The sequence below is a fragment of the Streptomyces sp. NPDC001970 genome (assembly GCF_053594115.1).
On record NZ_JBSFDW010000041.1, the window covers coordinates 16,246 to 41,496 of the forward strand.

Below are 25,251 nucleotides of genomic sequence, written 5' to 3' on the forward strand. Positions count from 1 at the left end.
GACATGAGGCCCCGGTGGGCTGCCTGGTGAGGGCCCGTCGGACTCGGTCGGCGGTTCCGGCCGGCAGGCCGGGGACGGAGGATGTCCGGCCCCGGCCTGCCAGGTGGGGGTGGATCAGCCGGCGGCGTTGGCGCCGATGAACTTCTCCGCGTAGACGAAGCCGAGGCCGTAGGAGCCGTCGTGCTCCTTGGCGATGGTGGCGACGGCGTTGTAGGTCTCGGTGCGGGCCCAGTCGCGCTGCAGCTCCAGCAGCACCTGGAGCCAGGTGACCGGGACAGCGCCGGCCTTGATCATGCGCTGCATCGCGTGCTCATGGGCCTCGGGGGTCAGACCGCCGCAGGTGTCGGCGACGACGTACACCTCGTAGCCCTGGGCGAGCGCGGAGAGCGCGGGCAGGACGACGCACACCTCGGTCCACAGACCGGACAGGACGATCTTCTTGCGGCCGGTGGCCTTGATCGCCTCGATGACGGCGCTGTCCTCCCAGGGGTTCATCGTGCTGCGGTCGATGACCGGCTCCTTGGGGAAGACCTCGGCGAGCTGAGGAAGGACGGGGCCGGAGAAGGTCTCCGCCGCGACGGTGCTCAGGACGACCGGGACGTTGAACGCCTTGGCGGACTTGGCCAGCCCGACGGTGGCGTTGACGATCGCCGTCCGGTCGCCGCTGCCGACGCCGAAGAACATCTGCGGCTGGTGGTCGACGAACAGGAACACCGCGTTGTCCGGGGTCAGCAGGTCCGGGCTGGGGGCGGGGGTGGCCACGATCTCGGCGTCGGTGAGCTCGCGATTCAGACCCATGGGGATGTCCTCGTTTCTTGACGTCGGCGGATGACGTGCGTAGCGCGTCACCTGTCGCCTCTGTTTTTGTCTGTCAGTGAATGGACAGGACAGAGCAGGATGTTGTGACACGGGATGCCAGTGGGTCCGGCTCGGATCGGCCCTGCACACAGCGGGGACACCAGGGATCAACGAAGCAGGAGCCCGGCCGGACCACTCCGCATGCAGATGCTCCCCGAGCCCGAGCCCGGAAGTTAACGGCGAATTGGCCGCCTTGGCTTCAGTGGGACGCAATCGCTGAGCATCACCGCGGAACACATCGAGGTGTCCCAGCGGTGTGCACGACGTGTTCCTGCAGGCCATCGGATCCCGTCCCGGGGCCGCGAACCTCGACTTCTTCGTGGACGCACTGCGAAAGCGGCTGTCACAGTGATCGGTATGGATTTCCCTCCCGACACCGTGCTCGTCTTTGACCAAGACGAAGACCTCGTCGTCTTCGACTCCTTCGTGCACGCCACGAACTACCTGGAGGCGATCGATGTGTCCGAGGGTGAGTACACGGCTGCTTACACCCCTGACGGCCGCGTGTTGGCACTCGCTGCCCCCGAAGCGTGGGAAGGCCCGGTCGTTCTGACCAGGACCGACGGAGCTGACCTGGCCGATCTGGAGCAGAGAGTGGCCCGCTACTGGCAACTCCATCAGGTAGGTCAGCCCCCGCGTGACCCACTACAGACAGCGCGTTTCCTGATCGACAGGGACAACCAGCCACGCAGGGGGTGACTGAAGCGACACACCGGCCTGCTGAGTCGCAACAGTGGTGGGAATGGGCCGCGAGGCGGCGGTGGACGCTGAGGGCCGCGGATATGGCGACGAACGCGAGGTAGTGCTCGGCCTCGCGTTCGTCGCGTCGGTGCAGGCGTTGGCAGGCGCCATGTCAGGTCGGACTGCACCTCACCTCGCTGATGCTTTGGCTCCGCGCATCCGAGCCATGAGGGTGCCCAGGCGTCGCCCTCGGGGTTGGAGCGGAGCAAGGGCCGTCGACGAGACCCCCAGCGCGTCCAATCGGGAAAGAAGCGCTGTCTCCTGCTCCTGGGTGACGGCGATGCACAGGGAGGTTCCCGTGTCGTTCGCGCTGAAAATCAAGCAGTCGCCTTGCCGGCCTTCAGCGTTGATCGTGTAGGGAGCAAGATCCGCGAGTGCACCGAACTGCTTGTCGTCGCGGACGTCGATGTCGATACCCATCCCGAGGTCGTCTCGCTGGGAGCGAGTGCCGCTTGCGACCTCCTCACGGGCGAGGGACAGCGCGTATTCATAGGAGCTCAGTACAGCAGGCGGCCAAGCGCCGTCGCTGTAGGCGTCGAGGTGGGCTGCGTCGATGTCGGAGCGCAGGACATGGAGTGCCTCGCGGTGCACATGCTGGACTGCCGTCAGACTCAATCCGTCTGCGAGCACGAACTCACCCCGTGGAGTGTCTTGTTGGTCGATCACACGCAGAACCTTTCCCTATCGGGTTCGCCTTCGCCTCGGCGACGTGCGGCAATGTGATCATTGTCGGACACGGCCCAGCGTTGGTGGGAAGGACTGACGGACGTGCGCTCTCCCACGTCAGGCTACGGTGACGACTGCGGCTGGGAAGGCCAGCGCTCGTCGAACAGCTTGCGGTGTCGGGGCACTGGTGGAGCTGGAGGTCATGCGGTTGAAGCCGCTACTCCGGGCGGCTGCGTGCCAGTCTCCGTGGTCGTCGCGCCGTCGCCGGTAGTGTGCTTTGGCACCAGGTGATCCGGTGATAGTGGCAAGGACCAGAGGCAGCCTCTGCCGCGGCCTAGGCCCGGTCGTCCGAAGCCACCAGCAGGACGTCGGCGGATCGCCCCACCAGATCGGCGGCCGAGTAGCCGACGAGCTGCTGGGCGGCCCGGGACCACCCCAACACCGTTCCCTCCGCATGGAGCAGCGCTATCGCGGTACCGACCGTCTCGGAGTCCGTCAGCGGTTCGGAGATTGCCGTTTCCGTGGACTTGCTCATCGGTCATCCCTTCCGTGCTTCCCCCGGGCTCGGTCCCTCGCCCCTCAGATGTGTTCGGTCGTGGCCACCGTCGAGGCCGGTGTGTGGCGGGCGGAGCCTCGGCTCACGCCCACGGCCGGGACATTGCCATCCCGCGACAAGTCGGCGCTCACTGCCGCCCGCACCTCTCGTGCCGGCAGCCGGCTCCGCCTGAGGACGTGGTCGAGCCAGGCCCCGAGGACCTCACCAAGAATCGGCGCCACCGGATAGATCCACAGATCCGTGGTCTGCCCGGCGAACGCGGCAGGACCGAGTTGTCGGGCCGGGTTGATCGAGCCCCCGCTACGGGTACCGAGGAGGGCGATCACCAACGCGACGGACAGTCCGATGGCATAGGGCAGGAGGCGTGCAAAGCGGGTATGGGCCAGGAGGAACCCGACGACGAGGACGATGGCCGCCATGCTTCGCGCCTCGGCGAGAAAGACGGACACGGGCTGCCAGGTGGGCGCGGGCATGATCGCGGCGTAGTCGACCGACGGGAGGGAGACCGAGCGCCCCCACGCCAGGCGCGCCAACCCTGTCCCCGCCGCGGACCCCGCGAGTTGGGCCAGCACATAGGGCACGACGTCGCGACCTGGGAACGCGCTGCCGCCGGTGATGCACCAGCCCGCCGACCTCGAGCAGGGCGGTAACCCGCTCCCCCTCCTCGCTGGCCGTGCCGGAGAACGGCGACGAACCTTTGTCGGCCGGAGGCGACTCTCGCGTGCGCCTGGCCGCCGAGGACGAACCCCAGCACCACCAGCCGGCCGACGAACAGCAACACACCACCCCGTCATCCGGAGCGGCGGGTGCTGCGGCCGCATCAGCTCGAGGGGCCGTCCGGCCCGGCGCCGTCCCCCGGGGATCCCCCGGCAGCCATCCCGGATGGAACCCGCCACGTCGGCCCGTCCAACTCCTTGAGGTTGCACGCCGGTTGCTCCTGCTTGCCGATGCCTTGACTGGGCCCTGTCAACGTCCGGACAATCGCACCCACTTCACGCCCACCTGGAGGACCGTTGACTCACGGCCCATCTCGCCGCGCCGCGCTGCTGGCGGCAGCCGGCGGTGCGCTCGCGCTGCCCGTCATATGTTCCGGACCCGTGCGTGCCGCCACCCCCAACCCGCCGGGGAGCCGCGAGCTCCCCATCGTCACGCACCCCCGCCATCCCGGCGCCGTCTATGGCCCCGACGCAGCGCGCAACGCCCACGTCGAGCCGTTGAACGCCACCGTCAGCTGTGCCCTGGGCCGAGGAGGGCGGAGCTGATGGCCACGTTCGTCACCCGCACCCAGTGGGGTGCCCGGGCGCCCAAGAGCGTCAGCAGCAACATCACCCCGGCACAGGGCGGCGTGGTCGTCCATCACGTCGACGCCGTGAAGGTGGCCAAGGCCAACCACGCCGACTGCGCCGGACAGGTGCGGGGCATCCAGAACTTCCACATGGACTCCAACGGCTGGTCGGACATCGCCTACAGCCACCTCGCCTGCGTCCACGGCTACCTCTTCCAGGGCCGCGGCGAGAACGTCCGTACCGCCGCCCAGGGCACCACGCAGGGCAATGACGACTGGTACGCGGTCTGTGCGCTGACCGGCGGCACCAGCGGCAACTACGACACCATCACCGCCCAGCTGATCGACGCCGTCCGCTTCGGGATCAACCGCCTGCGGGTGTCGGGCGGCGCCGCGCAGGCCATCAGTGGCCACCGCGACCACCACGCCACCGACTGCCCAGGCAACCTGTACTCCCGGGTGCTCAGCGGCGAGGTCAACCCCGGTGGCGGGCCACTGCCCCACCCCGGGGTCAGTTTCCGCCAGCCGCCGACCTTCGTGCACGCCAGCGTGGCGACCTGGCAGTACCGGATGAACAGCGCGCACGGCTACTCCCTCACCGTGGACGGCCAGTACGGACCGGGCTCCGACTCCGCCTGCCGCACCTTCCAGTCGAGCAAGGGCCTGAGCGTGGACGGCATCGTCGGGCCGGCCACCTGGGGCGCCACGTTCGCCTAGGACCAGCTGGGGCCCGCCACCATCTCACGACGTATGCCCGTAACCGACGAACTTCACAGGGGACACATCACATGCGTTTGCCTCGCGTACTCATAACCCTGGCGGCGGTCCTCGGCCTGCTCTTCGGCGCGGTCACCGCGCTGCCCGCCCACGCCGATGACGGCGCGGCGGCGCCGGCCCAGTGGCGCAGCTACTGGGTGGACGCCTTCAACCCGGGCATCTACACACCCGCGCAGGTCACGACCCTGGTCAAGGACGCGTTGGACGTCAACGCCAACGCTCTGATCGTCCAGACCGCCCGCCGTTACGACTGCTTCTGCAACAACGCCCTGTACCCGCGCACCGACGCCGCGATCGCCCCGGAGCCCTACGATCCGCTGGAGGAGATAGTCCGGCAGGGGCATGCGGCCGGACTGCAGGTGCACGCCTGGGTCAACGTCAACACCATGTGGAACAGCACTACCCCGCCCCGCTCCCCGGACCATGTCTTCAACCGGCACGGCCCGGGCGTCACCGGCGCCGACCGCTGGCTCAACAAGAAGGCCAACGGCCAGGAACTGGTGGGCGCCAACGCCTATGTCGACCCCGGCCATCCGGCGGCCGTCGACTACATCGTCCGCGGCATCCAGAGCATTGTCCGCAACTACGACGTGGACGGCATCAACCTCGACTACGTCCGCTACCCGGACGGAAGCTCCACGACCACCCACAGCGACTGGGGTTACAACGACGTGTCCGTCGCCCGCTTCCAACAGGCGACAGGCCGTACCGACATACCCCTCCCGTCCGACGCCGCCTGGGGTGACTGGCGGCGCAGCCAGGTCACCAATCTGGTGCGCAAGATCTATCTCGGTATCTGGGAGGTCGACCCGCAGGCCCGCCTGTCGATGGACGCCATCACCTACGGGCACGGGCCGCAGGCGGTCGGCGGCTGGCAGGCCACCCGTACCTACGCCGAGGTCCTGCAGGACTGGGCGGGGTGGTTGGACGAAGGGATCATGGACACCGCGGTGACCATGAACTACAAGCGCAACTGGAACCCGGACCAGGCGCTGATGTTCTCCGAGTGGTCCGAGTTCCTGGCCGACCACCAAGGCGAGCGGCAGGCGGTCAACGGACCCGCGCTGTACTTGAACGGCGTCGCGGACTCGCTCAGCCAGGTCAGGGAGGCGCTGCGGCCCAGCGCGGCAGGCAATACCGCGGCAGGCTGGAGCGGCTACGCGTACGCCAGTCCCAGCATGGATGTGGCGGCCAACGGCCTGGCGGTCGAGCGGGCCAAGCTGGTGCTGGCGCTGACGCAGGGCGAGGACGCGCCGTTCAAGGACGAGGCGGCGGTGCCCGGCATGCCCTGGAAGGCGGCGCCCCAGGACGGGCATGTGACGGGCAGGCTGGCGCTCCGGGGCGGCGGCCCGCTGGATCAGGTGCCGGTGACGCTCCACCCGCTCACCACCGGCGGAAAGAAGACCACCCGGCCCAGTGACGGCTCGGGCTGGTTCGGCTTCGCCCATATGGAACCGGGCGTGTATCTGCTCACCCTGGACCTGCCGGAGGGTGTGATCGGCTCTCCGGCGACCGTGGTGAGGGTGACGAAGGGCCAGATCGCGAAAGCGGCGTTCCCGCTGTTCCTCGAAGTGCCGTAACGAAGTGCCGTAACCCGTCGGGGAAGCAGCCGGCCGGTCGGCTTCACGTGGTCGACCGGCCGGCAAGGAGCGAGCCGTCCGGCCCTTCTCATCGGGGGGTTCCTGCGGCTGTAGTGCTGGACGCCGTCGATTTCGATGACGATGCGGGAGCGGTCCGGGGCCAAGAGGAGGAAGTCCATGCGCTGCCAGTGCAGTGTGCCGGACTGATTGCCGCTCCTGCGGGTGTACGGGTCGTGGTGGAGGTAGACCTGGGGGTGGGGGACCGGAGCGGGCAGCTCGAAGCCGTCAGGCTCGGCCCGGCGGGCGCAGTGCGTGCGCAGCACCAGCTGCTCGGGGCGGGAGTCCGGTGACTTGTTCAGGCGCCGGTACAGGGCGTCGGCCGCGGCCTTCTCGTCGGCGTCGGGCTGATGGTCCTTGCTCCACCAGCCGGCCGTCTGGCGCCAGGTGAACCCGTGCGGGGGCAGGGCGTCGGTGTGCGCGGACGGCCCATCGGCCGGCCGGCGGCTGCGGTGAAGCCGGGTTCGGTCGGCGAAGGCCGCGGTCATCGTCACGGCCTTGCCGCCTGCCCGCGATTGCGCAGCCGCTCGCCGAGCTGCTCCGAGAGGACCAGGAGGGCGCGTCGGTGCTGGGCGGGGGTCGAGTTCGTCGCCGGTGAAGCGGTGGTCGGCAGCGGTGGAGGGGGTGCGGCCTGGTGGATGGCGGGACGGTCGTCGACGCCGTGCGCGCGGGCGTGGAGCGTTCGGCCGGCCTTGGCGCCGAGGACGCGCTGAACGGCCTGGCAGGGGCGCGTCGGCGAGGCCGCCGATCGTCGTCCGGCCCTAGCGGGTGAAGTCGTGGCGGTGGCCGGGCCGACCCCCAGCAGGGCGCTCACCGGCTGGGGCGCAGGAACGCGGCAACCTCGTCCGCGCCGGGGGCGATCACGGTGACGCCTCCAGGCGGCGTGATGGCGACCGCCATCGCGGCGGGCATGCGGTTGCGAGGCCTGCCTGGTGGCCGGTCAGAGTCCTTGTGCCAGTCCTGGGCCTGGCTGGAGCTCCCGCTCCGCGGAGGCCCCGGAGCTGACGCTGGTGGAGGTGTGGACGATCCTGCGCCACGCGCATCTGTGATGCGGCCTGCCGGACACCGGCCGTGGCGGACCCGCGCAGGGTCGTGTGTCCGGGACCGAAGCCGCCGTTCGGATCACGCAAGGCGGCCCTTCCGGTGAATGCCGGACGCCTCGCGAGCGAGGCAGCTGTCACAGGGGTACGGCGTCTCAGCCATGGACGAACCCGGAACCCGCGAGGAGATTGGCCATGTACGCAGCAGTTCGGCGGTACGAAGGGGTGACCGATACGGCCGAGGCGGCACGCATCGTGAAAGAGGGGTTCGTGCCGCTCATGCGCCAGGTCCCCGGCTTCGTGGCCTACTACTGGATCGATGCCGGGAACGGAATGATGGTCTCGACCAGCGTCTTCCAGGACCAGGCCGGTGCCGAGGAATCGATCGCGAGGGCGTCGGACTTCGTGCGGGACAACCTCGCGTCACTGCTCCCCAACCCTCCCCAGGTCATGGCCGGGGAGGTGGTGGCTTCTGCATAGCGGCGCAGGCGGGGCGTCGTACGCCCCGCTTGACGGCCTTTTCGTCGCACGACCGAGCGGCCGTTCGACTGTGCCCACTGCGCGCGCACCGCAGCCGGACCGGGCTCCGCCGTGGGGCCGGACGGGCGCCGGCCCGGCGATGTACGGCTCAGCAGCAGCGGAACCCCTCGCGCGGATCGGCCTCCCTGGCGTCCATGCGGCTGCGCTCGAACTCGCGGCGCGTCATCACCTTCGCGCCCGGGTCGTGGGACCTGGCATGGGCGACGTACCGGTCGTACCCGGACTCGCCCGACACCTCGCGCACGTACCAGCGGATCCAGCCCACCGCGCGTCGCACGCCACTCACCGCCGCCATACCCGCCACCGTCCTCACGCCTTCCCGCATCCCGCCGCCTCGTGGTCCGCACCACCGGTGCCGGCCGCTCCCAACTCCGCCTTCTCCGCCTTGGTGGGAATCAGCCCGGCCGGCGCCGCCAGCTTCGACTCCACGTACGGCACCTCGGCGAGACGGATGGTCTCCGGGGAGCGGATCGACTTCACACAGACCCTGGCCGCATCGGCGATGACCACCAGGATGAGGATGGCGAGTCCGCAGCGAGAAGGGCATCCGCCGGGGAGGCCGCCCCCCGTCGTGTGATCCACGGGTCCGGCACAGCCGGCCCGTCACCCGCGAGGAGCGATCTCCTTCGGGCCGTAGCGGGCGGCGGCCTCGCCGGCGGACAGAGCCCAGTAGCGGTCGCCGAAGGACCAATGCCACTATTTCGTGGGGCAGTTCACCAGGCCCTCGGCCGTGAGTGCGGCACCGAGCAGCTTCCGGCTGACACGATGGCGGCGCGCAGCGGGTGCCCTGGCCCGCCCAGCCGACCGCTCAGCGCTCGCACCCATGGGGCGCGATCTCACTTCCCGCAGCTCACGACCTGCGGTTCGGTGCCGAGGCCGGGTGCGCTGCCCTCCGCGGTACCTACCCCGCGCGGCGCACAACCCCTCGCACCGCCAAGCCCGCTGAGCACAAGGAATACGCGCCTGCGCCCCCTGATCCCGGGCCGACAGCAGCCCGGCGCGCGTTTCCCCGCTCGACCACCGCATCGAGGCCGTCTCCGGGCACGACGTCGGCACCCTGTGGGCCCACCGAGACCGCGGTGTCCTCGACGAGCCGCACGCCCGGAGGCGTTCTCACGTGTTCCGTCAGGCGACCAGGGTGACGTCGTGGTCGTCCGAGTGCGGCTCGGGCGTGGTGGAGCCGGTCGAGGGCGGGGGCCACGGCGTCGCGGTCCGCGCACCCTGGAGGAGCGCATCGGCCTTCTCGAGCGCGTCCTCGATGGCGCTCGTGGCCGTCATCACACACAACGTGTAGGTCACGTCGTCGAGGGCGAGACCGCTCTCCTCGTTCTTCGGTGCGGCAATGCGCAGGTCCGCGTAACGCGCCAGGAGGCTCCGCAGCGCCTTGGGGTCCGGCATCAACACAGCGCCCACTCCTTCTTCTGATGTGTTCACCATGTGCCCCGCATTCACCGAGCCGTGCCGCATACATCAAATGCCCCTCACAGGGCGGACGTGCAACTGCCGCGCCGGTGGCCGCTGCCCGGACGTGATCGGGGTCCACCGTCCCGCCGTACATCTGCACCAACAAGGACAACATGTTTGACGCGGCGTTAGAGTGCCGGAGCCTCCCCCTCCCCCCGACCGACGGCCCACAGGAAAACAGTGCATTCCGTGAACTCCATCCAGTCCTCCGGCTCCGCAGGCGAACGCCGCCTGCAGCAGCTGCTCGGCACCACCGACCAGGCCGGCACCTTCTACGACCGCCAGGTGCAGCCCCGCCTCACCCCGCAGATGGCCGATTTCATCGGACGGCAGACGATGGCGTTCCTGTCCACGGCGGACGCCGCCGGAGCCTGCGATGTCACCTTCCGCGCCGGCCCCCCGGGCTTCGTCACCGTCCTGGACGACCGCACCCTCACCTACCCCGAATACCGCGGCAACGGCGTGCTCGCCAGCGCCGGGAACATCACCGAGAACCCGCACATCGGCCTGCTCTTCGTCGACTTCACCCATGACCACATCGGCCTGCACGTCAACGGCACGGCGCGGCTGCACCGGGACGAGGACCAGAGGCGGGCCCACCCTCGCCTGCCCGTGGACACCGCTCCGGGGAGACGGCCCGAACTCTGGGTGCACATCACGGTGGAGGAGGCGTACGTGCACTGCTCCAAGCACATCCCGCACCTGGAGCCCGCGCCGCGTCCGCGCCCGCAGGCCGACCGGCCGAAGGACGGCGACTACTTCGCCCCCCGCTCCCCGCTCCTGCCCGCGCAGTGCGAGGGGGTGCGGACTTCGACGCCCACCGGCCCGCCGCCGGGCCTGACCTGAACGGGTCACCGGGCCCGCGTCCTGGCGAGCTCGGCGTTGAACTGCGCACCGGTCAGCAGCGCGAGGTTCGACACCCACAGCCAGACCAGGAACACGATGAAGCCGGCGAGCGGTCCGTACAGCCGGTCATAGGTGCCGACGTGCGCGGTGTACGACGCGAAGGCGACGGAGGCGGTGAGCCACAGGACGACGGAAGGCCGCCTCCGATCGCCCGCTGCCGGGCTGCTCGTACCGGGGCAGGTCCGGAGCGGAACAGCACCAGCACCATCGTGGCCGCGAGGCGGAGCAGCAGCGGCCACTTCAGCACGTCCCAGGTGGCGGCCGCCGCACCGCCGAGGCCCAGGGCCCCGCCCAGGGCGGCGGCGAACTCCCCGCTGAGCGTGAGCACCAGGCGCTCAGGACCAGAGCGACAAGCAGTACGCAGGCCGTGACGACGCCGCGTGGCACCGTCCGCCAGGCGGAGCGCTGGTCCTTCCGCTGGCCGATGCGCTGACCGCGGCGTCGGCCAATCACCCGACCGTGGTCCTGGATGTGTCAGGAGTCACCTTCGGAGACTCCGCGTTCCTCAATCTGCTGCTGCGTGTCCATCGGACCACCGAACTGCGCATCGCGATGCCACAGCCGCAGCTGAGGTGGCTGTTCGAGATCACCGGCGCGGACAAGGTTCTCGACGTCCGGCTCAGCCTGGGCCGTGGAGTCGGTCACTCCAGCGGAACGTGTAGATGGGATCGTCAGTGATCGCCGGTCGAGGCGGGGGAGTTCGTCCGGCGATCACTATCGTTGGTTCCGGTGTGGCACCAGGGGTCTACGCGTCGGACCCGTAGGTCCCGTACTGCGGAAGCCCCGTGGATTCGAAGATGTGCACCGAGAGGCCGCGCGGTGTCGTGTGATGGCTGACGAGCCGCAGGCCGGCCGGTGCTCCGCCGTCCGGGAACAGGCGTCGTCCCTGGCCCACCACGACCGGGGCGATCACGAGCCGCAGGGTGTCGATCAGCCCGGCGGCCAGCAGGGACTGGGCCAGCTGGGCGCTGCCGTGGATCTGCAGTTCCCGGCCGGGTTGCCGCTTCAGCTCGGCCACCTGGGCGGGGATGTCGCCGGACAGGATGGTGGTCGGGTTCCACTCGGCCTTGGTCAGGCTTTGGGAGGCGACGTACTTCGGCAGGCCGTTCAGGATGCCGGCGAAGGGGTGGTCGGTCATCTTCGGCCAGTCCCGCGCGAAGTTCTGGTAGGTACGGCGGCCGAACAGGAACGCGTCCGCCTCGCCGAGCCAGGTGTCGGCGAGCCTGTCGAACTCCTCGTCCAGGTGCGGCACGAACCAGCCACCCCGCGTGAACCCGTCGCTGGTGTCCTCGTCCGGGGACCCCGGCCCCTGGGAGACACCGTCGAGCGTGAGGAATTCCTGCACAACCAGCTTCATCGCGCACCACTCTCTCCTCGACCTCGATGGCCGATCAGCCGCTTCGGCGGTCAGAGGCGACCATCCCCATTTCTGATGCCCGTGGCCGCCTGCGCGAGCCCGAGCGGATCCGTCACCAGACTCGCAGGTCGGATGGCCGGCGAGGAGCACATGGCCATATCGTTGCGCATGGCCACCTATCGGTGGACGTCATCGACGAGGCCCTGTCCCAGATGCGGCGCCTGCACGGCAAAGTCCTGACGCCCGTTCTGACCCTGGCCCACGTCGCGCATCTGACCGGCGTGCCCTACCTGTACCTGCGGGAAGTCGTCCAGCGCCGACGCGACCCCTGCTCGGAGTTCTCCCGACCCGAGCGTGAGACCGCTAGGCCACGCACTGTCGTCGCCCCCGACCCCAGTTCTGATGGACGTCCAACGCTGGCTCCTGATCCACATCTTCGGTCGGCTCACTCCTCACCAGGCCAGCTTCGCCTACCAGCGGGGCCGCTCGGCCGTGCAGTGCGCTCAACGTCACCTCGGCGCCGCATGGCTGCAGGAATTCGACCCCGCCGCCACTGGTGACCGGTTCGTCGGCCGGTTCCCACCCGCCTTCGGCACACTGCCCGACTGCTGTGGCCAGCTGGGCCACGCGGCCCCGCCAGACTCCATGCGGGGCGCATCCGCCTGTCCGGGTGTGCGTCAAGCCGGCCAGGCCCGTCGCGGAGCACGGACGACCCCTGGGTGACGGGCATGCGCGAGGGCATGAGAGCGCTCCACCCGCCTGCAGCCTCGCAGATCTGCACGCATCCTCACCGGCCAGCATGTGCGAGCCTTCCCTGACGCCGACCCGCACCACATCCACCACACCGGCCATGGTTGAGCCGAAGGCAGCCCGCACGGACATGGTCAGCCTTCGGTTGCCGTGCCTTCGGGGGCAACCGCGCGGCGCTATGACCGGCGCCCAGGCCACCCGCTGGGAGGAGGCGCAGGCGGCCTGCGGCCGGGGCCGGGGCCGGGGCGTGGGTCAGCGCGCGGTGCGGGCCGAGGCCCCGGGGCGGGTGTAGGCCTGCTGGGGGGTGAGCGCGTCGTGCCCGCCGGTGCAGACGGCTACGGTCTCGACGGGTTCGCCGCAGTCGCGGTGGCGGACCTCCAGGGGCGGGCCCTCGGGGTCCGCGGTGTAGCGGTCGCCCCACTGCTTGAGGGCGATCATCGCGGGCCACAGGTCCCAGCCCTTGGGCGTGAGCCGGTACTCGTTGCGGGTACGGCTGCCGGGCTCGCGGTAGGGGACGGTGTCCAGGATCCCGGCGGCGACCAGCTTGCGCAGCCGGTCCGCCAGCACCGCCTCGGACAGTCCCATGTGGCGGCGGAAGTCGTCGAAGCGGCGTACGCCGTTCATGGCATCGCGCAGCACCAGCAGCGACCACTTCTCGCCGATGAGGTCGAGGGTGCGCTGCACCGTGCAGTTCTCGGTGCTGGTCTCCAGCCAGGTCATGTGGTCATCGTAGGCTGGCTTTGGCATTGACAGCCAGAGGTGCGGCTGGCTAGCTTCGAATGACGAAGTCAGTGAGTCTGGGAGGAACGTCCAATGGCGAGGTCACGCACGTTCGAGTGGGGAGACCCGAAGGTTTCCGCGGCTGCGGTCGGCCGGGCGAGCGGTCTGGAGTTCCTCCGGGACGTGCTGGCCGGGCGCCTCCCCGCGCCGCCCATCGCCGCGACCCTCGGATTCACCCTGGAGGAGGTCGAGCCGGGCCGCGCGGTCTTTGTGATGGAACCGGGGGAGGAGCACTACAACCCCATCGGCAGCGTCCACGGCGGCGTCTACGCCACCCTGCTCGACTCCGCCGCCGGCTGCGCCGTGCAGTCCGTCCTCCCGGTCGGCATGGGCTACACCTCGCTCGACCTGAACCTGAAATTCTTGCGCCCCATCACCGTCGACACCGGCAAGGTCCGCGCCGTTGGCACCGTCCTCAACCAGGGCCGCCGCACCGCCCTCGCCCAGGCCGAGCTGGTCGACTCCCAGGACCGCCTGCTCGCCCACGCCACGAGCAGCTGCATGCTCTTCCCCGTCCCCGCCCGCTAGGCCATCAAGCCGGGCTGTCCGCAGGTGTGGACGCGGCGGCAGCTGATGGACGGCGTACGGTGGCGAGCCCGGACCGGTGCACCCTGGCGGGACGTGCCCGAGAGGTACGGGCCGTGGGCGGGTCTATGCCCTGTTCCGGCGCTGGCAGCGGGACGGGACCCAGCGAGGATCCTCACCCAGCTTCAGGCCGAGGCGGACGCGAAGGCGCACGCCGCAGGGCGGCGAAGAGGTGCCTCTATGGGTTTGGCCAAGTTGGTGGGGCAGGTTGCGGGTCGTAGAACGTGCCGTCGCGGAGCATCGCGAAGAGGACGTCGACTCGTCGCCTCGCGAGGCCCGCGACAGCTCGGCGCGGGAGCGGGGCCTCGTGACGCACGGATGGAGGACGTCGCCGAAGCGGTGGTCGGTGGACCGAGCGAGTGGGGCGCGCCTCAGCTCTGTCGGCCAACGTGCTGACCAACCGGAGGCAGCGCACTGCGGTGCAGATCATCACCGGGGAGGAAGGCCTCCTCCGGGCCGGGTGGTGCCCTGGGCGGCCCTGATCGCAGCACCAGCTCAGCGCTGCCCGGTCTCGAGCCTCAGAAAAGGCGGCCCGGGCAGAGCACGATGTCTCGCCCGCAAGCAGGCGGGCCGCCGGCGGGCAGGTGCCGCACACCGACCGACGCCATCCGCGACAGTATCCGTGGGGAGCATCCGGCATGCTCTCCGGTCGTTGGCCCACTGCCGCCCTGGGGAACCCAGCTCAGCCGATGGCACCAAGGCGACGCCGACCGGAAATGCCGCCCGAGCCGGACTCGATCTCCTCAGGACGTGATTGCCGAGCCTCGCCATATGCTGCCGACCATCTGCGGACTGGTGGAGGGACCGGACACGATGAGTGCGTCGTCCTTGCTGGTCTGCGAGGACCTGCCGCACACCACAGTTCTGACTGACTCTGGCTCTCGGGCCATCGAGGTCGTGAAGCTGCTCGACGTATGCCAAGCCTTTTCCGAGAGTGCGTCAACATCGGCAGGACAAAGGGCAATGCAGCTCCCTATGCGGCACGCTCGGCGATGGCTGGTCTCTCCCAAACCGATCGCCTTCACCGCCTGGTGAGTCCGCGGCGCTGTCGAAGCACCACGAGAGAGAGGGGTCGTTTTGGCATACAAGAAGTTCGCCGCCCTGGCCATCGCCGTACCTGTCATGCTGGTCGGCCTGGGTGCGGCACCCGCTGCCGCCCAGAGCAACGGCGAATGCTCTTGGGGTCCGTACGACGTGGACACCACTGTCGCCTACTGAAATTCCAACTACGGCCACAAAGAGTTCCGAGCGGTGGCCATCTGCCAGGATGACCTGAACCCAGACCACGTCTACTACTTCTATGGGGGGTCTTCAACTGCTGCTCTTCAAAGTCGGGTGAGTGAGCGTAACCATGTATGAGTGAGTGTCGTTGTCAGAGTATGAATCTCACGGAATGGGCGAAGACGCAGGGCGTGCATCCGCAGACCGCGTATCGCTGGTTCCGCGAAGGGACGTTGCCGGTACCGGCTCAGCGGGTCGGCCCGCGAACAATCCTCGTGAACGTGGAGGTCAACGCGGCGCCCGAGGCGATCGGCGGGCTGGGCTTGTATGCCCGTGTCTCCTCCCATGACCAGAAGACCGACCTGGAACGGCAGGTCGCCCGGCTGTCCCGGTGGGCGGCGCAGGCCGGCCACCGGGTGGTGCGCGTGGAGGCCGAGATCGCATCCGGTATGAACGGTGCCCGCCCCAAAGTCGAGCGGCTGCTGGCCGATCCGGACGTGACCGCGGTGGTGGTCGAGCACAAGGACCGGCTGGGCCGGATGAACACCGAACTTGTGGAAGCCGCCCTGTCCGCGCATGGGCGCCGCCTCGTGGTCCTTGATGACGGCGAGGTCCAAGACGACCTGGTGCGCGACATGGTGGAGGTGCTGACCTCGTTCTGTGCTCGCCTGTACGGTCGCCGGTCGGCGAAGATGCGTGCCCGCAAGGCTTTGGAGGCCGCCGAGCATGGCTGACTCCACACTGCGCACGATCGAGGCGCCGTTCGTCGCGCCAGGCCCGTCCGGGGTGGCGACCCGCACCAGCATCAAGGGCATGTCCCAGCGGGACCGTGAGGTGCTGCCCCTGGTGGGCGCACACTTGAGTTCGCTGGCTTGTGCCGACCTCAAGGCACGTTGCCGGGCGGGTACCGATCACGACAGCGACCAGTGGGCGGAGCGCAAGCGGGCCCTGACCGAGGAGTCGTCCTCCCGCTGGGCCGGGAGTATCACGAAGGCCACCCACGACCAGTGGGGCCTGGCGCGCCGTGCCCACCTCGCCCATATCCACAACCTTGAGGCCGGGGTGCGCACGATCGCGCACCGCCTCTCCCAGCCGGTCGGACAGAAGGGCACGAAGCGGGCGCCGGGTGGCTACCGCACGAAGCAGGAGTGGTTCCAAAAGACCCGGCGCCTGCATGTGCTGGAAGACCGGCTGGAACGCGAGCGGTCCGACCGTGAGGCCGGTGTCGTGCACGTGGTGCGGGGCGGGAAGCGACTGGCTCGAGGCCGGCATAATCTGGAAGCTGCCCAGCTCACCGAGCACGAGTGGCGCGAGCGCTGGGATGCCGAACGCTGGTTCCTCCAGGCAGACGGGGAGTCAGGGAAGCGTTTCGGGAACGAGACCATCCGCGTCAGCTTGGACGGCGAGGTCGGCATCAAGCTCCCGGCTCCTCTGGCGTACCTGGCCAACGCCCCGCGCGGCCGGTACGTGCTCGACGGCCGGATCGACTTTTGGCACCGCGATGAAGAGTGGGCCGACCGCGTAGCGGCGAACCGTGCTATCGCCTACCGCATCCACCTGGACGTGGACCGGGGCCGCTGGTATCTCACCGCATCGTGGACGATTCCCCCGGTCCAGACCGTTCCCCTGGCCGTGGCCAGGGCAAACGGACTCATCGGTGTGGACACCAACGCCGACCACTTCGCAGCATGGCGTCTGGATGAGCACGGCAACCCGATGGGTGAGCCCCGCCGATTCTTCTACGACCTCGACGGGCCGGCCACGTACCGGGACGCCCAGGTGAGGCACGCCCTCACCCGCCTCCTTCACTGGGCACGGCGTGAAGACGTCTCCATCGCGATCGAGGACCTGGACTTCGGCGCGGAGAAGACGCGGGAGAAGCACGGCCGCAGGAAGCGGTTCCGCAAGCTGATCTCCGGCATGCCCGTCGCCAAACTGCGGGCACGGCTCGTGTCCATGGCCGCCGAACTCGGCATCAGCATCGTCGTCGTCGACCCCGCCTACACCTCCCGCTGGGGCGCCGAGCACTGGCAGAAGCCCCTCAGCAGCAAGAACCGCAAGACCACCCGCCACGACGCCGCTGGCGTCGCGATCGGGCGACGCGCTCTCGGGCACCGCGTCCGGCGACGGACGGCACCGCCCCCACACGACCAGAGCGATCGTGTGGGGCATCGGACCGCCCAGGCCGGACACGGCACCCGCGGGCGTGAGGAAACCCGCCCCCGCATCCCCGGACCACGGACACGATCCGTGTCGCCGGACGCGGCGAGAACGCGGGTGACCAGTGCATCCACAACCGTTCGGGATGCGCCAGTTGAACAGGTTTGGGTCCAAGACTCACTCCTGCTCACTGATTAGGAACGGTGGAGGAAGACCTACGAGCCCTACCCTTCCTACGCCTCGTGTTCGAGCAATAGCTTCCTCATCGGTGCGAGCTACCACATCAGGTGACCACCCTGTTGACGCTCGGTGTGGTCAAACTTGATCTGCCACACCGAGCACAGCCACTGGTCTCAGCCCGGGTTCGGGTCTGACCGAGCGGCCCAGCGGACCAGGCCGACAGCCACCACAGGTGAGAACGGCGCGTGTAGGTCGGCAAATACCAGCACGAACCGCTACCGGGGGCGGGCTGCGTACGTGTGGAACAGCGACAGGACACCGCCACGCTGAAGAGCGCGAACGGCACCAAGGCCGCCACGTGCTCGGACAACTCCACCCGAGCCGACTACAAGATGTGCTGACGCGCCGAACCCTCAACAGCGCCTCTATTGACCTGAGTCGGAGATTTGTCGTTAGTCCGGCATGAGCCGTCCTGGACCGAAGATCCCGTCGTTGTCGGTAACTCTCGTCCAGCGGGCCGTGCTTGAGGGATGGGTGCGTCGGCGGTCGACGGCTCAGGCGTCGGCTTTGCGGTCGCGGATCGTGTTGGAGTGTGCCGAAGGCTACTCGATCATGGAGGTGTCACGTCGGCTGCGGGTGGCTCCAGACGCGGTCCGTACCTGGCGCAGACGCCGCCGCGGCCGAGCCCCGCACCCGGCCGCCCGCCTACTGCGGCTGTGTCGCGATCTGGATCAGGTTGCCGCAGGTGTCGTCGAAGACGGCGGTGGTGACGGCGCCCATCTCCAGGGGCTCCTGGGTGAAGCGGACGCCGAGGCCGCGCAGGCGCTCGTACTCCGCCTTCACGTCGTCGACGGCGAACTGGGCGAGCGGGATGCCGTCCTTGACGAGCGTGTCGCGGTAGGTCTTGACGACCGGGTGGCCGGCGGGCTCCAGGAGGAGTTCGGTGCCGCCGGGCTCGTCGGGCGAGACGACGGTCAGCCACCTGTCCTTCTCGCCCACCGGGACGTCGTGCTTCTTCACGAAGCCGAGGATCTCGGTGTAGAAGCGCAGGGCCTTGGCTTGGTCGTCGACGAAGACGCTGGTCAGATGGATCTTCATGGGGTGCTCTCCTCCGGTCCGTATGTGTCGGGCACGAGCCATCGCTCGGCGATCTGCCGCAGCGGGGCTGTGTTGAGGTCGTGGAACTTGTAGCGGCCCTCCCGCCTGGTCTCGACGAGCCCGGCGGTCTCCAGCACGGCGAGGTGCTGGGAGACCGCCTGGCGCGAGATGCCGAGCTGATGCTTCATGCTCAGTCGCGAGCAGATCTCGAACAGTGTCTGTCCGGACTTCTCCGCGAGCTCGTCGAGGATGGTGCGGCGGGTGGGGTCGGCCAAGGCTTTGAAAAGTTCGTCGGCCACGACCACAGGATAGGCAAATGCTCACTTGCCTATCAAGTCGAGGCGCACCGCGTCGCGAGTCGGCCCGCCGTCGGCGGGCGCAGGCCCGCGGGCAGCGAGGACGCTGTGTGGTCTCGCCCGGGGCGCGGATGGAGGCGGCGGGAGGCTGACCCGGTGCCCAGGACAGGGCGGCACGCGTGGTCGTGGCCGACCGGCCCACCGGCGACGGTCATCGGCATCTCAAGGACGCGTAGGAGGCGCCTGACCGGTGGGATCAGCTCGCCCGCGGCTGCTCGTGCCCGCGGCGAGCCCCTCCAGCACGTCGCGCCAGGAGTCGACGCCGGGTCGGCGGCGTAGCAGCGCTCTGCGCTCGCGTTCCGTCATGCCGCCCCACACGCCGAACTCGATCCGGTTGTCGAGGGCTTCGGCCAGGCACTCGGTGCGTACCGGGCACCCGACGCAGAGGGCTTTGGCGCGCTTCTGCTCCGCGGCCTCGGCGAACAGCTCCTCCGAGTCGGTCGTCCGGCAGGCAGCGTCCGTGTGCCAGTGGGCGCTTCCGCTGGTCATGTCTTCCCTCCTCCTCAATGCCCGCAACGCCCCGCTGCCGCTGTCGGTTCCCGGCCTGCCGGGAAGTCGCGCCGCTGACCCCCCCCGTGCCTCATCCGGGCTGCGAGGTTGGTAGGTGGGTGTGGGTCAGGAGACGTGAGGCGTTGAAGGAAGACGCTTCCACGGGCCGGTGTAGCCGGCGCTGCATCCGCGCAGTGGGCGAGGCCGAGGGCGGAGGCGGGCTGTCGCAGGTGTGGGCGTGACGCAGTAGGGGTGCCCCTCGATCACCGTGATCAGCGCGGGGCACGGGCGGCAACAGCCCGGCCTGTCGTGGTCATCGGTCACTCGGGGACTCGGTGACTCGGTGACTTGGCGACTCGGCGGGTCAGTTCACGCGCCATCACGCCGCACTGCCCGCACCGGTGCAGCATCGCCGTGGGACTCCCCGCGCCCCGAGCTCCATCACCTTGTCGCCCGGGCACGACACGCCTCATCTCGCCAGGCGAGTGACCACCTTGAAGCGTGGCGAATGGGGAGGAATCGCCGACGGAAGAGTGGCCGCCTCACCATCCCGCCAAGCCGACAACGAGCTCGTTGCGGTGGGCGTTCTTGGCCCTATCGGGATGGCCGACCACCCACGGGGCAACGAAGGGAGCCACGCCCGCAATCGGCATCAAGAAGTTTACGATCTGCGAACGCTGCGTAGCCATTCCCTGCCGAGACAGGGGATGGGGATTCTTGGAAACGGCCAGCGACGCTCCTCGCCTCACTTCGTTGGCGCCGGCGCAGCTCGTTCGTCCCGCGTGACGACGAGGAGGGCGGGGCCCCGCTGCGCCGCACCAGTATCGACCTGGACGGAGGCACGGCGGTGGTGCGTCTCCCTCGAGGCGCCGCGACTGCCGCAATCCGGGTGGTGTGACTGCTGCGCGCGCCGGAAATCCGGGTGCGTGCGGTCGCGACCGTCGCCTATCGTGCCGGTCATGCGTGTCGTCTTCACCAAAGGTCCCGGTACGAGCTACGACATCGCCGTGCACCGTGAGACCGGTGCCGCGCTTGCCCCGCGCAACGGGCCCGGCGGGCATCTGTATCTCCCGCACGACCTGGTGCACTTCCTCGTCGAGGCGGAGGCGGGCATCAAGCTCGGGGTCTACGGGCGGCTGGCCGCCGGTGACAACGGCCTGTTCTGGCCCGCCGACCCCGCCGAGCGCGCCAAGGCCGCCCGGCGCCGCAAGTCGAAGCGAGTGAAGTCGTCCCCCCGGGCGAAGGCCGACATGGCCAGGTCGGAGGAGCTGGCGGGCATCGCTGTACCCGTGTGGGAGGTGCGGCACGGCCACGCGCGGCAGCTGCCGGCGTATGTGACGGCGGGGGAGATCCCCCCAGTGGTCGACCGGATCGTGTCCCGGTTCGACGACTACGCCGACCGCTGGCAGATGCTGCCGGTCGGAGGTTCGCTGAACCTGAGGTGGTGACGCCGGCTCAGTCCGCCTCGTGAGCCCGTCTTGATGCCTTGCCTCACCACGTGAGTGGTGTTCGGTTCCAGATCACGGGGCTGGCTCTGTCCACGAGATCGAGCAGCACCTCGACACCGGTTCGGAAGTCACCCAGACGCTGACGAGGCATCGGATTGTTCACGAGTTTCGGCAGCAGTGAGCCGAGATCCTGAGAGGTGCGGCGGTCTGCTCGCCCAGGACGAGCACGGGGTATCCCTGATGGCTTCGCTATCCGGCCTCGGCTGAACGCCGCGCGGCCCAGAAGCGGTAGACAGCCCAGCTGGCACCGAGCACAGCGGCCGTCCAGACGATGCCCTCGGCAAGAATAATTGCCGGGGTCAAAGTGAGATGCGGGCGAGGCGGTAGCACGACCATCTGAACGGCAGCACCCACCGGCACGGTCAACGCGGCAAGCAGGCCGATCAGCCCAGGCCGCCTGATGGCTGCACCGACCGCGCCCAGGACCAACCCGAACGGCAGCCCCACCACCAGCCACGCGACCATATCCGTGCCGGCCCCCCAGACGAAGGCGTCCGTCACGTAGTACGCCACCGTGGCCGCGACCAGCGCCAGGGCCCCGACCAGCGCGCCTCGGGCACGTGTCCCGGCCAGCCAGCCCATCACCACCGCCAGCGCGGCCCATGACCAGCCGGCGTCCATCAGCAGGCTGAGCACCTTGGCACCCTTGGCCCAGACGGTGCCCGTGAGCGGCATTCCGAGGTCGCCATACGGCGACGAAAGGGCGTTGACGAGCGAGGTAGCCGCCCCGAATCCCAACCCGGCCGCAAGGCCTCCCACCATGATCTTCACACAGGGAGAATATCCAGCATGCTCGGCAGCCCGTCGACGGCGAGTGCCCCGTGACGAACCGTGGACTCTCACGGCATCACGGGCGCCAGGTGAGGCCAGCTCCACTCACCGAAGCGCAGGGCCGGAAGGTGGAGCACTTGCCCGTGCTGCTACTGCCGCCTGCAGGGGGTGCTGTCGGTTCTCGTGAATATCGACTTCGCTTCAAATCCAGATGCCGCCCAGGGAGCTGAACATCTGCTGCCCGTTCTCGTAGACAAGGCCACGGGGCTGTTGCTGACAGGTCAGCTGACCGCCTGACCACCCGACCACCCGACCGAGGCGGGCTGGTCGAGGAGGTACCCGAGCAGATGGGGCCGCGGCTGCTGCTGGCGCGCGCCTACTACCACTCGGACCAACTGCGGTGTACGGAGGCCGAGTTGCGGATCATCGTAGAGCGCGACCCGGTCGAGCACTGCGCCCCGGCTGATGCTGGGCCGCACCCTGGAGCGCCAGGGGCGCACCGAGGAGCGTACGACGGGCCGACGCTGGCCCGGCTCCCCTGCGGAGCCGGGCCAGCGTTGCATGGCCGGGATCGACTGTTCCGCCCGTCGCCGTCGACGCCGTGGACCGGCTCCTTGCCGTCGTCGGCAGCAACCGCCTTGGGAACGCTGAGCCGGCCCTGCCCGCCCTTACTCGTGGCTGTCGTCAGGTACCAGCTCAGTGATCGAGCTTGTTGTCGCGGCAGTCTGTCGGTGCGGACACCGGGTTGCAGCGGGCGGCGTCCGGGCCGGGCAGTGAGACGAAGAAGTCCCGGTCGTAGCGGGCGGACATGCCGGCTGCCGGGAAGTCGGTGGAGACGATCTGGGCGCCGCTGCCCAGTGCCGACTCGCGCATGGTGGTGTCGCGGTTGAGCACGGTGCTCATCGGGACGTCGGAGCGGGTCCGGACGATGTACCCGCGCTTGACGAGGTCCGCGATCTGCGCGGCGTTCGTCCCGTTCGGGTCGTTACGCTTCATGAACGCTGCCGAGGGGGTGCCGGGTGCGGAGTCGGTGAACAGCACGCGGCCCTCGAGGTTCGGGTGGCCGGCCAGGTAGGAGGTGCGAACCTGGTTGGTGTTGTCCATCGCGAACATCACCTTGCCGGCCGACTTGGCCACTGTGGGCCAACCGTGCTGCAGAACGGACTGCTCGAGTGTCAAGCCGGGCCGCCTGACGTCGTCTGGCGTGATCAGCTGGTTGGTGTCGAAGACCGAGCGGATCTCGTCCTCAAGGGTCCGGAAGGTCGACTCCTCCCACGCGGGGCTTTCGACGCCGCCGAGGCGCTCGAAGCGGTCTTCGCTGGCCTTGAACTCCAGCATGATGAGCAGCGGGACATGTCCGGGGTTGTTCTGCGACCAGCCACGGATCTGCTTCAGGCACTCGGTCAACTGGACGCAGGTGGTGTTGTAGTCGGCGTCGACGATGTGGAAGACCTTCGTGCCGGGTTCCCCCCAAGCAGCATCCTCGAGTGGAGGAAGGCCCGCGTTCTTGCGGACCAGCGGCCAGCGGTACAGGCCGCCCTTCGGATCGGGCAGGACGTCGAGTTCGACTGAGCGGACCTCCTGCTCGTCCAACTGCTCGGCCAGCGGTGAGTGCGAATAGAACAGGTTCGGGTTCGCTCCAGGGTCTACCTCCAACTGGGCGCGCTGTTCGACGCCAGAGAGCTCACGGTGGTAGCTGTTGTGTGTGGCCACCACCTGGATTTCGTTGATGCGTGTGCCGCCCTTGTTGGCGGCCGCCTGCGATGAACCGGTCAATACCGTCTGCGTGGCGAGTGCGGTGAGAGCTGCGGCGACAGCCAACCAGCGGGGGAGGGGCATGCGGATCCTTTACAGCCAAGAGGGGGGTGGGTACGACGACTCGTCCACGCTCGGAAGGAAGGATGGACCTGCCGTGTCGTCAGTTCGTTGATCAACCATCTCGAAAGTGAATCTTGGTGGTCCGAGCGGGTTGCCTCCCCGTCCCAGCTCGGCCTGGTGGTTGGCAAAGTCACGGTCAGGTCGTGGGGAACGGCAGGATGTCCCGGCGTACGGGCGGGCTGGGGTCCGGCAGGGCGGGGATGCGTACCTGCGCGCACTGCCCAATCCCGGTGCGCACAGCATTCGTCTTGTCGGTCCTCGATGAGGAACGCCGTCCGGCCACCACGCGACCCGCCGACTTCCGTTTCGCGCCAAGGCGGCCAGACAGCGGTCCCCAACCGGTCGGGGCCGAGAGCTGCACGACGCCGCGGAAATTCACTGTGGGGGTCTTCAACATCTTCGCGACGTACGGCTTCCCGGTGATGCCGCAGTCGGCCAGGAGCAGGTCCGGTTGCTCCGCTGTGGGCTCCACGCCGTGTTCCTCCGGGTGTCGTCTCCACTCGGCGTAGCTGCGGAATTCGGGGAAATGGCGGCGCAGGGTGGATGGGCTGACGGCATTGCCGGTGCGCCGCTCATGCCGCGATCTGCAAGGAACCGGGAGAAGTCTGTGTCCTTCGGCTCTGTCCCGTTCTGGTGGATGTATTCCGTCCATGCTTGGTAGTAGCGGTCCACCGTGGTCGGTTGCTCACTAGCGGACGGTTGCCGGTCGGACGACGCTTTGGCCGAGCCCCCGGGGTCCTCCGTGCCTGCGTTGCTTGCCGGTTCGGGGCTGGGTGCCGGGAGCTTGACCGTGGTGCGTCGGTGCCCAGAGAGCTGCCGCGCGGCAGGAGCGGTGACGGGGATGGGTTCATGACCCTGCACGTACGTACGGTCGTAGGCGCTCCCATGCGCCTTGGACGGGACCCGAGGCGCGACGGAGCACGGGCTCGCGCTGGGGCCGTGGCTGTCCTGCGGCGGTTGTTGCTCGTCGGGGTGCGGCTGGGGCCACTCCTGCTCGATGAGCATCGTATGCTCCGCGGTTGGGGGTGGGGCTGTGGGTGGCTCCGACTCTGTCGGTTTCGTGGCTATGGTCGGGTTCGGCGGCAGCAGGGCCGGCTCGATCCCGGCGGCAGTGAGCCCCGCGGGTGCCGTCTTGGCCGGCGGCACGCCGTACTTCGCGAGCCGCAGCGGCATCAGTGCCTCGGTCGGCGCCTCTGGCATCAGGTATGTGTCTCCCTCGGAGATCAACCAGCTGATGAGCTCGCCGGACAGTTGGTTCATCTCCTCCGCCAGGCTGGAGCCCTGTAGCGTTGAGCGGGGCGAACTGCCGCAGCGGGTGGCGGGCGCAGTACACGCCAGCAGCCGTCGCCTTCGTTGCCGTCCGCAACCCCGGCGAACCCCTGCAGATCGCCTGGTGCGGCGACTCTCACGCCTACCACCAGGACGCCTCCCGGGCCGCAACCCGCCGAGTCACCACCGAACACCACATGCGCCAGGTCCTCCTCGACGCGGGGCGGGAGCCCGGGCCGTACTCGGGCGGCTCGCTCCGGCAGAGGCGCGCAGCGTGACGGCCCAGAGCCCATGCCTTTCCTCGGTCGCCCGACTTGCTCGTTCCCGGCTGATGGTCGCAAAGGTGTTTGACAGACATGGGTGGGGTGCGCAAAGTGGC

General features: G+C 69.1%; 28 protein-coding genes and 5 pseudogenes. 16 read left to right on the forward strand and 17 right to left on the reverse strand.

The window, feature by feature from the left end:
- Nucleotides 1-114: 114 nt before the first annotated feature.
- Nucleotides 115-798: a hydrolase gene (locus ACWCP0_RS34760; protein ID WP_451082743.1), complete on the reverse strand. Its 684-nt coding sequence runs from the start codon at nucleotides 796-798 to the stop codon at nucleotides 115-117.
- Between the two features lie 417 nt (nucleotides 799-1,215).
- Between ACWCP0_RS34760 and ACWCP0_RS34765 the strand changes: the two genes are divergently transcribed.
- Nucleotides 1,216-1,557 carry a hypothetical protein gene (locus tag ACWCP0_RS34765; RefSeq protein WP_451082744.1) on the forward strand — a complete coding sequence of 114 codons (342 nt, stop codon included), beginning with the start codon at nucleotides 1,216-1,218 and terminating at the stop codon, nucleotides 1,555-1,557.
- A 171-nt stretch (nucleotides 1,558-1,728) separates the two neighbouring features.
- On the opposite strand, the gene ACWCP0_RS34770 is transcribed toward ACWCP0_RS34765, so the two are convergent.
- From ACWCP0_RS34770 to ACWCP0_RS34785, 4 genes and pseudogenes are all read right to left on the reverse strand, one after another.
- Nucleotides 1,729-2,265 (reverse strand): hypothetical protein, encoded by a 537-nt coding sequence (locus ACWCP0_RS34770; RefSeq protein WP_451082745.1) that lies wholly within the window; start codon nucleotides 2,263-2,265, stop codon nucleotides 1,729-1,731.
- 172 nt (nucleotides 2,266-2,437) lie between these two features.
- A pseudogene (locus ACWCP0_RS34775) lies at nucleotides 2,438-2,571 on the reverse strand (IS110 family transposase); the annotation flags it as partial.
- Between the two features lie 28 nt (nucleotides 2,572-2,599).
- On the reverse strand, nucleotides 2,600-2,800 hold the full coding sequence (locus ACWCP0_RS34780; RefSeq protein WP_451082746.1) for a PAS domain S-box protein: 201 nt from the start codon (nucleotides 2,798-2,800) through the stop codon (nucleotides 2,600-2,602).
- A gap of 44 nt (nucleotides 2,801-2,844) precedes the next feature.
- Nucleotides 2,845-3,642, reverse strand: coding sequence for an aquaporin (locus ACWCP0_RS34785; protein WP_451082747.1), 798 nt, complete (start codon nucleotides 3,640-3,642; stop codon nucleotides 2,845-2,847).
- A 440-nt stretch (nucleotides 3,643-4,082) separates the two neighbouring features.
- Here ACWCP0_RS34785 and ACWCP0_RS34790 point away from each other — a divergent pair, with 440 nt between their 5' ends.
- Together ACWCP0_RS34790 and ACWCP0_RS34795 are read left to right on the forward strand one after the other, a co-directional pair.
- A complete protein-coding gene (locus tag ACWCP0_RS34790; protein ID WP_451082748.1) occupies nucleotides 4,083-4,823 on the forward strand; it encodes a peptidoglycan recognition protein family protein in 741 nt (246 codons plus the stop codon).
- A 71-nt stretch (nucleotides 4,824-4,894) separates the two neighbouring features.
- Nucleotides 4,895-6,463: a glycoside hydrolase family 10 protein gene (locus ACWCP0_RS34795; protein WP_451082749.1), complete on the forward strand. Its 1,569-nt coding sequence runs from the start codon at nucleotides 4,895-4,897 to the stop codon at nucleotides 6,461-6,463.
- 547 nt (nucleotides 6,464-7,010) lie between these two features.
- On the opposite strand, the gene ACWCP0_RS34800 is transcribed toward ACWCP0_RS34795, so the two are convergent.
- Nucleotides 7,011-7,334: a hypothetical protein gene (locus ACWCP0_RS34800; protein ID WP_451082750.1), complete on the reverse strand. Its 324-nt coding sequence runs from the start codon at nucleotides 7,332-7,334 to the stop codon at nucleotides 7,011-7,013.
- A 421-nt stretch (nucleotides 7,335-7,755) separates the two neighbouring features.
- Here ACWCP0_RS34800 and ACWCP0_RS34805 point away from each other — a divergent pair, with 421 nt between their 5' ends.
- Nucleotides 7,756-8,040 (forward strand): hypothetical protein, encoded by a 285-nt coding sequence (locus ACWCP0_RS34805; RefSeq protein WP_451082751.1) that lies wholly within the window; start codon nucleotides 7,756-7,758, stop codon nucleotides 8,038-8,040.
- Nucleotides 8,041-8,188: 148 nt separating this feature from the next.
- Here the strand turns inward: ACWCP0_RS34805 and ACWCP0_RS34810 are convergent, their stop codons facing one another.
- The 3 genes from ACWCP0_RS34810 to ACWCP0_RS34820 all read right to left on the reverse strand — a co-directional run bounded on the left by ACWCP0_RS34810 (nucleotide 8,189) and on the right by ACWCP0_RS34820 (nucleotide 9,498).
- Nucleotides 8,189-8,395, reverse strand: a complete 207-nt coding sequence (locus tag ACWCP0_RS34810) for a YbdD/YjiX family protein (RefSeq protein WP_451082752.1) — start codon at nucleotides 8,393-8,395, stop codon at nucleotides 8,189-8,191.
- Nucleotides 8,396-8,409: 14 nt separating this feature from the next.
- Nucleotides 8,410-8,610 carry a hypothetical protein gene (locus ACWCP0_RS34815; RefSeq protein WP_451082753.1) on the reverse strand — a complete coding sequence of 67 codons (201 nt, stop codon included), beginning with the start codon at nucleotides 8,608-8,610 and terminating at the stop codon, nucleotides 8,410-8,412.
- Nucleotides 8,611-9,225: 615 nt separating this feature from the next.
- Nucleotides 9,226-9,498 (reverse strand): DUF5133 domain-containing protein, encoded by a 273-nt coding sequence (locus ACWCP0_RS34820; protein ID WP_451082754.1) that lies wholly within the window; start codon nucleotides 9,496-9,498, stop codon nucleotides 9,226-9,228.
- Nucleotides 9,499-9,753: 255 nt separating this feature from the next.
- On the opposite strand from ACWCP0_RS34820, the gene ACWCP0_RS34825 reads away from it, so the two are divergent.
- On the forward strand, nucleotides 9,754-10,410 hold the full coding sequence (locus ACWCP0_RS34825) for a pyridoxamine 5'-phosphate oxidase family protein (protein ID WP_451082755.1): 657 nt from the start codon (nucleotides 9,754-9,756) through the stop codon (nucleotides 10,408-10,410).
- 5 nt (nucleotides 10,411-10,415) lie between these two features.
- Here ACWCP0_RS34825 and ACWCP0_RS34830 read toward each other — a convergent pair whose 3' ends face one another.
- Nucleotides 10,416-10,709, reverse strand: coding sequence for a YhjD/YihY/BrkB family envelope integrity protein (locus ACWCP0_RS34830; protein WP_451082756.1), 294 nt, complete (start codon nucleotides 10,707-10,709; stop codon nucleotides 10,416-10,418).
- Nucleotides 10,710-10,941: 232 nt separating this feature from the next.
- Between ACWCP0_RS34830 and ACWCP0_RS34835 the strand changes: the two genes are divergently transcribed.
- Nucleotides 10,942-11,148 carry an STAS domain-containing protein gene (locus ACWCP0_RS34835; protein ID WP_451082795.1) on the forward strand — a complete coding sequence of 69 codons (207 nt, stop codon included), beginning with the start codon at nucleotides 10,942-10,944 and terminating at the stop codon, nucleotides 11,146-11,148.
- A 67-nt stretch (nucleotides 11,149-11,215) separates the two neighbouring features.
- On the opposite strand, the gene ACWCP0_RS34840 is transcribed toward ACWCP0_RS34835, so the two are convergent.
- Together ACWCP0_RS34840 and ACWCP0_RS34845 are read right to left on the reverse strand one after the other, a co-directional pair.
- Entirely contained in the window at nucleotides 11,216-11,827 is a 612-nt protein-coding gene (locus ACWCP0_RS34840; protein ID WP_451082757.1) for a dihydrofolate reductase family protein, read from the reverse strand.
- A gap of 1,002 nt (nucleotides 11,828-12,829) precedes the next feature.
- Nucleotides 12,830-13,297, reverse strand: coding sequence for a winged helix-turn-helix transcriptional regulator (locus tag ACWCP0_RS34845; protein ID WP_385427318.1), 468 nt, complete (start codon nucleotides 13,295-13,297; stop codon nucleotides 12,830-12,832).
- Nucleotides 13,298-13,390: 93 nt separating this feature from the next.
- Between ACWCP0_RS34845 and ACWCP0_RS34850 the strand changes: the two genes are divergently transcribed.
- The 6 genes and pseudogenes from ACWCP0_RS34850 to ACWCP0_RS34875 all read left to right on the forward strand — a co-directional run.
- Nucleotides 13,391-13,885 (forward strand): PaaI family thioesterase, encoded by a 495-nt coding sequence (locus ACWCP0_RS34850; protein ID WP_451082758.1) that lies wholly within the window; start codon nucleotides 13,391-13,393, stop codon nucleotides 13,883-13,885.
- Between the two features lie 3 nt (nucleotides 13,886-13,888).
- Nucleotides 13,889-14,042: pseudogene (locus ACWCP0_RS34855) on the forward strand (transposase); the annotation flags it as partial.
- A 977-nt stretch (nucleotides 14,043-15,019) separates the two neighbouring features.
- A complete protein-coding gene (locus ACWCP0_RS34860) occupies nucleotides 15,020-15,160 on the forward strand; it encodes a hypothetical protein (RefSeq protein WP_451082759.1) in 141 nt (46 codons plus the stop codon).
- 161 nt (nucleotides 15,161-15,321) lie between these two features.
- Entirely contained in the window at nucleotides 15,322-15,897 is a 576-nt protein-coding gene (locus tag ACWCP0_RS34865; protein ID WP_451082760.1) for an IS607 family transposase, read from the forward strand.
- Nucleotides 15,890-17,521, forward strand: a complete 1,632-nt coding sequence (locus ACWCP0_RS34870; RefSeq protein WP_451082761.1) for an IS200/IS605 family accessory protein TnpB-related protein — start codon at nucleotides 15,890-15,892, stop codon at nucleotides 17,519-17,521. Before ACWCP0_RS34865 ends, ACWCP0_RS34870 begins: the two co-directional genes overlap by 8 nt.
- Before the next feature lie 444 nt (nucleotides 17,522-17,965).
- Nucleotides 17,966-18,169, forward strand: a pseudogene (locus ACWCP0_RS34875) (IS630 family transposase); the annotation flags it as partial.
- A 39-nt stretch (nucleotides 18,170-18,208) separates the two neighbouring features.
- Here the strand turns inward: ACWCP0_RS34875 and ACWCP0_RS34880 are convergent.
- The 3 genes from ACWCP0_RS34880 to ACWCP0_RS34890 form a co-directional block, all read right to left on the reverse strand.
- A complete protein-coding gene (locus tag ACWCP0_RS34880) occupies nucleotides 18,209-18,601 on the reverse strand; it encodes a VOC family protein (RefSeq protein ID WP_451082762.1) in 393 nt (130 codons plus the stop codon).
- Nucleotides 18,598-18,900: an ArsR/SmtB family transcription factor gene (locus ACWCP0_RS34885; RefSeq protein ID WP_451082763.1), complete on the reverse strand. Its 303-nt coding sequence runs from the start codon at nucleotides 18,898-18,900 to the stop codon at nucleotides 18,598-18,600. The genes ACWCP0_RS34880 and ACWCP0_RS34885 overlap by 4 nt, the downstream gene beginning before the upstream one ends.
- Before the next feature lie 219 nt (nucleotides 18,901-19,119).
- Nucleotides 19,120-19,446 (reverse strand): WhiB family transcriptional regulator, encoded by a 327-nt coding sequence (locus ACWCP0_RS34890; protein ID WP_451082764.1) that lies wholly within the window; start codon nucleotides 19,444-19,446, stop codon nucleotides 19,120-19,122.
- Nucleotides 19,447-20,218: 772 nt separating this feature from the next.
- On the opposite strand from ACWCP0_RS34890, the pseudogene ACWCP0_RS34895 reads away from it, so the two are divergent.
- A pseudogene (locus ACWCP0_RS34895) lies at nucleotides 20,219-20,344 on the forward strand (DUF6191 domain-containing protein); the annotation flags it as partial.
- A 61-nt stretch (nucleotides 20,345-20,405) separates the two neighbouring features.
- A complete protein-coding gene (locus ACWCP0_RS34900) occupies nucleotides 20,406-20,894 on the forward strand; it encodes a hypothetical protein (protein WP_451082765.1) in 489 nt (162 codons plus the stop codon).
- Nucleotides 20,895-21,143: 249 nt separating this feature from the next.
- Here ACWCP0_RS34900 and ACWCP0_RS34905 read toward each other — a convergent pair whose 3' ends face one another.
- Nucleotides 21,144-21,725 (reverse strand): hypothetical protein, encoded by a 582-nt coding sequence (locus ACWCP0_RS34905; protein WP_451082766.1) that lies wholly within the window; start codon nucleotides 21,723-21,725, stop codon nucleotides 21,144-21,146.
- A gap of 317 nt (nucleotides 21,726-22,042) precedes the next feature.
- Here ACWCP0_RS34905 and ACWCP0_RS34910 point away from each other — a divergent pair.
- A pseudogene (locus tag ACWCP0_RS34910) lies at nucleotides 22,043-22,232 on the forward strand (tetratricopeptide repeat protein); the annotation flags it as partial.
- A 189-nt stretch (nucleotides 22,233-22,421) separates the two neighbouring features.
- Here ACWCP0_RS34910 and ACWCP0_RS34915 read toward each other — a convergent pair.
- Nucleotides 22,422-23,564 (reverse strand): phosphatidylinositol-specific phospholipase C1-like protein, encoded by a 1,143-nt coding sequence (locus ACWCP0_RS34915; RefSeq protein WP_451082767.1) that lies wholly within the window; start codon nucleotides 23,562-23,564, stop codon nucleotides 22,422-22,424.
- A gap of 1,328 nt (nucleotides 23,565-24,892) precedes the next feature.
- On the opposite strand from ACWCP0_RS34915, the gene ACWCP0_RS34920 reads away from it, so the two are divergent.
- Nucleotides 24,893-25,150 carry a hypothetical protein gene (locus ACWCP0_RS34920; protein WP_451082768.1) on the forward strand — a complete coding sequence of 86 codons (258 nt, stop codon included), beginning with the start codon at nucleotides 24,893-24,895 and terminating at the stop codon, nucleotides 25,148-25,150.
- The last annotated feature ends 101 nt before the right edge of the window (nucleotides 25,151-25,251 follow it).

Excerpts from the sequence above, each read along its gene's own strand:
- ACWCP0_RS34760 (WP_451082743.1), bottom strand. The coding sequence starts at position 798 with ATGGGTCTGAATCGCGAGCTCACCGACGCCGAGATCGTGGCCACCCCC.
- ACWCP0_RS34765 (WP_451082744.1), top strand. The coding sequence starts at position 1,216 with ATGGATTTCCCTCCCGACACCGTGCTCGTCTTTGACCAAGACGAAGAC.
- ACWCP0_RS34780 (WP_451082746.1), bottom strand. The coding sequence starts at position 2,800 with ATGAGCAAGTCCACGGAAACGGCAATCTCCGAACCGCTGACGGACTCC.
- ACWCP0_RS34785 (WP_451082747.1), bottom strand. The coding sequence starts at position 3,642 with ATGCGGCCGCAGCACCCGCCGCTCCGGATGACGGGGTGGTGTGTTGCT.
- ACWCP0_RS34790 (WP_451082748.1), top strand. The coding sequence starts at position 4,083 with ATGGCCACGTTCGTCACCCGCACCCAGTGGGGTGCCCGGGCGCCCAAG.
- ACWCP0_RS34795 (WP_451082749.1), top strand. The coding sequence starts at position 4,895 with ATGCGTTTGCCTCGCGTACTCATAACCCTGGCGGCGGTCCTCGGCCTG.
- ACWCP0_RS34805 (WP_451082751.1), top strand. The coding sequence starts at position 7,756 with ATGTACGCAGCAGTTCGGCGGTACGAAGGGGTGACCGATACGGCCGAG.
- ACWCP0_RS34810 (WP_451082752.1), bottom strand. The coding sequence starts at position 8,395 with ATGGCGGCGGTGAGTGGCGTGCGACGCGCGGTGGGCTGGATCCGCTGG.
- ACWCP0_RS34820 (WP_451082754.1), bottom strand. The coding sequence starts at position 9,498 with ATGCCGGACCCCAAGGCGCTGCGGAGCCTCCTGGCGCGTTACGCGGAC.
- ACWCP0_RS34840 (WP_451082757.1), bottom strand. The coding sequence starts at position 11,827 with ATGAAGCTGGTTGTGCAGGAATTCCTCACGCTCGACGGTGTCTCCCAG.
- ACWCP0_RS34845 (WP_385427318.1), bottom strand. The coding sequence starts at position 13,297 with ATGACCTGGCTGGAGACCAGCACCGAGAACTGCACGGTGCAGCGCACC.
- ACWCP0_RS34850 (WP_451082758.1), top strand. The coding sequence starts at position 13,391 with ATGGCGAGGTCACGCACGTTCGAGTGGGGAGACCCGAAGGTTTCCGCG.
- ACWCP0_RS34865 (WP_451082760.1), top strand. The coding sequence starts at position 15,322 with ATGAATCTCACGGAATGGGCGAAGACGCAGGGCGTGCATCCGCAGACC.
- ACWCP0_RS34870 (WP_451082761.1), top strand. The coding sequence starts at position 15,890 with ATGGCTGACTCCACACTGCGCACGATCGAGGCGCCGTTCGTCGCGCCA.
- ACWCP0_RS34880 (WP_451082762.1), bottom strand. The coding sequence starts at position 18,601 with ATGAAGATCCATCTGACCAGCGTCTTCGTCGACGACCAAGCCAAGGCC.
- ACWCP0_RS34890 (WP_451082764.1), bottom strand. The coding sequence starts at position 19,446 with ATGACCAGCGGAAGCGCCCACTGGCACACGGACGCTGCCTGCCGGACG.
- ACWCP0_RS34900 (WP_451082765.1), top strand. The coding sequence starts at position 20,406 with ATGCGTGTCGTCTTCACCAAAGGTCCCGGTACGAGCTACGACATCGCC.
- ACWCP0_RS34915 (WP_451082767.1), bottom strand. The coding sequence starts at position 23,564 with ATGCCCCTCCCCCGCTGGTTGGCTGTCGCCGCAGCTCTCACCGCACTC.